Here is a 4919-nt window from a genome sequence, read left to right on the forward strand (position 1 = left end):
GAAGGAATCAAGGGAAGAGCATTGTCATGGACAGGTTGCGACGTTACTCCATGGCAAATTGACAAGTAGTTACTACCAGCGACGGGAGAAGGTATCGTGCTGATTGTTACATTCGCCGTGTCACTATATATATGACAGTCAACGAAGCCATCACCCGCCGTTTCCTCCCTTGGGTGGTTGCCACGGCCCTGTTTATGGAGCAGCTCGACTCCACCATTGTCAATACAGCAATCCCGRGCATGGCGCTCAGCCTGCATGTCACGCCGCTGAGCCTAAAAGCCGTGGTGACCAGCTACATCCTGAGCCTGGCGGTGGCGATTCCCGTCAGCGGCTGGATGGCGGACCGTTACGGCACCCGCCGCGTGTTCAAGACTGCGGTTGCCATCTTCACCTTCGCCTCCGTGCTGTGCGGCCTGGCGCTGAATTCGCCGATGCTGGTGGCGGCCCGCCTGCTGCAAGGCTTCGGGGCCGCCATGATGATGCCGGTCGGACGGCTGACCATCGTGCGCACCTATCCCAAGTCCGAACTGCTGACGGCCATGAACTTCGTCATCATCCCGGCGCTGATCGGTCCACTGCTGGGACCGACCGTGGGCGGCCTGATCGTGCACTGGATGTCGTGGCGCGAAATCTTCTTTATTAACGTGCCGGTCGGGTTGGCGGCCTGGTGGCTGGCCCACCGCTACATGCCTGACTATCGCGGCGAGTCGGCGCGGCCGCTGGACGTGCTGGGCCTGGTCCTGTTCGGCACCGGCATCGCCCTGCTGTCCTGGCTGCTGGAAGTGTTCGGCGAGCACCAGATCGGTCCGACCGAGTTCGGCGTGCTGTTCCTGCTCTCCTGCGCCCTGCTGGCGGCCTATGCCTACCACGCCCAGAACGAGCCGCATCCGCTGCTGAATCTGAAGCTGTTCCGGGTGCGCACCTTCCGCATCTCGGTGGTCGGCGGCATTTTCACGCGGCTGGGCGTGGGCGGTCTGCCCTTCCTGCTGCCCCTGCTGTACCAGCTTGGCCTGGGCTTTCCGGCCTGGAAATCCGGTCTGCTGATGATGCCGTCGGCGGCCGCGGCCATGGGCATGAAGGTGATCTCCGCCAAACTGCTGCGCCAGTTCGGCTACCGCCAGGTGCTGGTGGTGAACACGGTGCTGATCGGCGTGACCATCGCCATGTACGCCATGGTGAAGCCGGGCACGCCATGGTGGGCCATCGTTCCCATCAGCCTGTGCCAGGGCTTCTTCAACTCCCTGCAATTCTCCAGCATGAACAGCCTGGGCTATGCGGACGTGGAAGGCCAGGACTCCAGCATGGCCAGCACCATCGCCAGTTCCATGCAGCAGCTGTCGATGAGCTTTGGCTTGGCTTGCGGCTCGCTGATCACGGGCTGGTTCCTCGGCGGCCTGCCGCAATCGGACCAGGCGGCCCTGTCGTCCGCCCTGCACCATGCCTTTATCGCCTTGGCCGTACTGACTATTATTACTTCAGCCATTTTCTGGCGTTTGCGCGCAAACGACGGAGAGAGCATCAGCCGCGGCTAAAATACGCGCATGAAAAGACGACTGCTCCTCAGCCTGGTGTCCGCCCTTGCCGTTCTGCCAACGCTGGCTTTAGCCGCCCGGCCGCGCCGCCTGCACGTCGTCACCGCTGAGCTGCCGCCGCTGGTCATGGAAAAAGGCGGTGGCGCCCTACAGGAGATCATGGACGAGCTGTGCCGCCGCATGGATGTAATGCCATCCATGCAATTCTTTCCCTGGCGCCGAGCCATCTTTCTGGCCGCGACCATGCCGGAAACTGCGATCTTCCCCCTGACCCGCCAGCCCGACCGCGAAGACAAGTTCCGCTGGCTGGCGCCGCTGTATGAGGAACGCTACCTCTTCATGGCCCCGCGCGATGGCCATTTTGATCTGGATAATCCGGAAAACATGAAGGACCGCCGCATCGCCCTGCTGCGCGGCGCGGCCCAGGCCGCCATGCTGCATGAGATGGGCTTTAACAGGATTGTCGAATCGGCATCACTGGAAGAAGTGCACCGCTTCCTCACGGGCGGCATGGCCGATGCGGTGTTCGGCGAGGTTTCCATCATCAAGGCCTCGCTCAAGGAACGCGCCGGGGCGGTGGAATATCGCCTGAGTCAGCCCGTGCGCACTGCCACCGCCTGGCTGGCCGGCTCGCTCGATTTCAGCGATGCGGACGTGGAGCGCTTCCGCCAGACCATGTCCGCCATGCAGGCCGATGGCGCCACACGCCGCATTCTGGGCAAACACGAGCTGTGAAACATCGGCTTTGATTTAATCGGATTCGATATATATAATGAATCCATGAAAAAACCCGCCCATATCTCGCCTGACGACCCGGATGTCATGAAGCTGTCCGATTACCTGTGCTTTGCCGTATATTCGGCAAACTTGGCGTTCGGCAAGGCTTATAAACCCATCCTGGAAAAGCTGGGACTCACCTACACCCAGTACATCACCGTGATCGCCTTGTGGGAGCACGACAACCAGACCGTCAGCGGCCTGGGCGAAAAGCTCTTCCTCGAATCGAACACGCTCACGCCCATMCTGAAAAAGCTGGAGACCATGGGCTATGTGCGCCGCCAGCGCGACGCCGAAGACGAACGGCAGGTGCGCGTCACCCTGACCGAAGCGGGCTACCGCCTGCGCGAAGAAGCGCTTTCCATGAGCCAGGTCATCGAAACGGGCCTGCCGCCCGACGAATTCGCCAAGATCCAGTCCACCATCGCCACCCTGCGCGATACTCTCCTGAAATCCGTCCAGAAATAAAGCCGCCTTCAGGCGCGCCGCGGCGAAGCTGCCGCGGCTTTCGCTCGCCCATACAAATCGCATGCGTTTAAAGCGCATTCGATAATACTGATACAAACGGACACATGGGAGATACGAGCGCTTTGCAAACTGGCAGCACTTTTACACACGTTAGGAGAAATAAATGAAGACCTCCCAAGTTGCAGTCGCCGCCGCTCTGGCCTTCGCCGCCTTCGCTACCGGCGCCAACGCCGCCGACGCACCGAAGAAACCGATGGAAAAATGCTACGGCGTTTCCAAAGCCGGCCAGAACGACTGCGCCGCCGGTCCGGGCACTTCCTGCGCCTCCACCTCCACCAAGGATTACCAGGGCGACGCCTGGACCCTGGTCGACAAGGGCACCTGCACCACCATCAAGACGCCAAAAGGCTTCGGTTCCCTGACCCCGATCAAGCGCTAAGGACCCGTCATGCAGAAACTGAGCAAAATCGCCGCGGCTGCCGCCGTGCTGCTGGCCAGCGCCAGCGCCATGGCTGCCACCCCAGCCCTGCCGACCCCGTCAGGCGCCAAGAACATCATCATCGTTCACGACGCCTTCGTTGACGGCTCCGGCTGGCGCGTGGTGCACGACATCCTGTACTGGAAGGGCTACCACGTCAGCGTGGTGCAGCCGACCTTGCACTCGCTGCAGGAAGACGCCACCCTGGTGGACAAGCAGATCTTCGCCGCCGACGGTCCCGCCATCCTGGTCGGCCACGGCTACGGCGGCAACGTGATCACCGCGGCCGGCAAGGTCGGCAAGATCAAGGGCCTGGTCTACGTCGCGGGTTATGCACCGGACGTCGCGGAAAGCGCCAATCAGCTGGCCAACTCGATTCCACCTGAAGTGGACAACCTGAAGTCCACCTTCGATGGCTTCATCTACTACAACCCCGCCAATTTCGGCCGCGACTACGCGGGCGACCTGGCGGAGAACCGCACCAATTTCATGGCGGTGTCCCAGCAATTTGCGACCATCGCTGCCCTCGGCGGCCAGTCGCGCACCGTCGCATGGCGCGGCATTCCGAGCTACGGCATCGTGGCCACCGAAGACCGCACCATCAATCCCGACCTGCAGCGCTGGATGTACCAGCGTGCCGGAAGCAAGGTCACCGAAGTGAAAGCCAGCCACGCGATCTATATCTCGCAAGCTGAAGCCGTCGCCAAAGTGATCGAAGAGGCCGCAGTGGCCGCAACGAAGTAAGCCTTATATTTACAGGAGAAACACCATGATCAAATCCATCCAAGCTGCCAGCCTGGCCACCGCCRCTGCCCTGATCGCACTGGCATCCGTCGCATCCACCCCAGCCTATGCTGCCTCCGCACAGAAAGAACAGCCGGGCCGCTGCTACGGCGTGAACACCTGCAAGGGCACCAGCCTGTGCGCCACCGCCCACCACGATTGCAAAGGCCTGAACGACTGCAAAGGCCAGGGCGTTGTGGTCAAGACTCCGACCGAGTGCAAGGCACTGGGCGGCACCCTGACCGAACCGAAGTAAACCGACCGCAAAGGCTAGTGGCAGGCACGGTGTGCCTGCCACTTGGGTCAACGGTTCTGAATTTTCGAACGAATGAGGTCAGCGATGTCCAAATCTTTACCCAGCATGGCGGGCTACGGCCTGGGCCTGCGCAAGGAACACWACCGGGATTTCCTGGAAACCGACGTCCCAGTCGATTTTGTGGAAGTCATTTCCGAGAACTTCATGGTGGCCGGCGGCCAGCCGCGCCATATCCTGCGCCAGATCCGCGAACGCTATCCGGTGGCGCTGCATGGCGTATCGATGTCGATCGGCTCGGCCGATGGCTTGCGCATCGATTACCTGGCGCGTCTGAAGACGCTGGTGGAGGAGATCCAGCCCGTGATCGTGTCGGATCATCTGAGCTGGTCGCGCTTCCAGGGATTCAACTCGCACGACCTGCTGCCGCTGCCCTACACCGAGGAAGCGCTGGACATCGTCTGCAACAACATCGACGTGGCGCAGAACACCCTGGGCCGCGCCATGCTGTTCGAGAATCCATCCAGCTATCTGTCTTTCGAAAACGCGGACATGACGGAATGGGAATTCCTGGCCGAGATGAGCAAGCGCACCGGCTGCGGCTTGCTGCTGGACGTGAACAACCTGT

7 protein-coding genes are annotated in these 4919 nt (G+C 61.4%); all 7 read left to right on the forward strand.

The annotated features are described in order from the left end of the window. Positions 1–131: 131 nt before the first annotated feature. A complete protein-coding gene (locus AB4Z11_RS22985; RefSeq protein ID WP_442027910.1) occupies positions 132–1532 on the forward strand; it encodes a DHA2 family efflux MFS transporter permease subunit in 1401 nt (466 codons plus the stop codon). A 9-nt stretch (positions 1533–1541) separates the two neighbouring features. Further along, complete coding sequence (locus tag AB4Z11_RS22990; protein ID WP_442027911.1) at positions 1542–2267, forward strand: substrate-binding periplasmic protein; 726 nt, start codon at positions 1542–1544, stop codon at positions 2265–2267. 45 nt (positions 2268–2312) lie between these two features. Then, positions 2313–2777, forward strand: a complete 465-nt coding sequence (locus tag AB4Z11_RS22995) for a MarR family winged helix-turn-helix transcriptional regulator (protein WP_442027912.1) — start codon at positions 2313–2315, stop codon at positions 2775–2777. Positions 2778–2940: 163 nt separating this feature from the next. After that, on the forward strand, positions 2941–3216 hold the full coding sequence (locus AB4Z11_RS23000; RefSeq protein ID WP_442027913.1) for a BufA1 family periplasmic bufferin-type metallophore: 276 nt from the start codon (positions 2941–2943) through the stop codon (positions 3214–3216). A 9-nt stretch (positions 3217–3225) separates the two neighbouring features. Next, positions 3226–3999: an alpha/beta hydrolase gene (locus tag AB4Z11_RS23005; protein WP_442027914.1), complete on the forward strand. Its 774-nt coding sequence runs from the start codon at positions 3226–3228 to the stop codon at positions 3997–3999. Positions 4000–4024: 25 nt separating this feature from the next. Continuing rightward, positions 4025–4294 (forward strand): BufA2 family periplasmic bufferin-type metallophore, encoded by a 270-nt coding sequence (gene bufA2, locus AB4Z11_RS23010; protein WP_442027915.1) that lies wholly within the window; start codon positions 4025–4027, stop codon positions 4292–4294. 84 nt (positions 4295–4378) lie between these two features. Then, positions 4379–4919 (forward strand): DUF692 domain-containing protein (locus AB4Z11_RS23015; protein ID WP_442027916.1); only part of this gene is annotated, 541 nt, incomplete at its 3' end.

It is taken from the genome of Pseudoduganella sp. RAF53_2 (assembly GCF_052113985.1).
Taxonomy (GTDB): domain Bacteria; phylum Pseudomonadota; class Gammaproteobacteria; order Burkholderiales; family Burkholderiaceae_D; genus Rugamonas.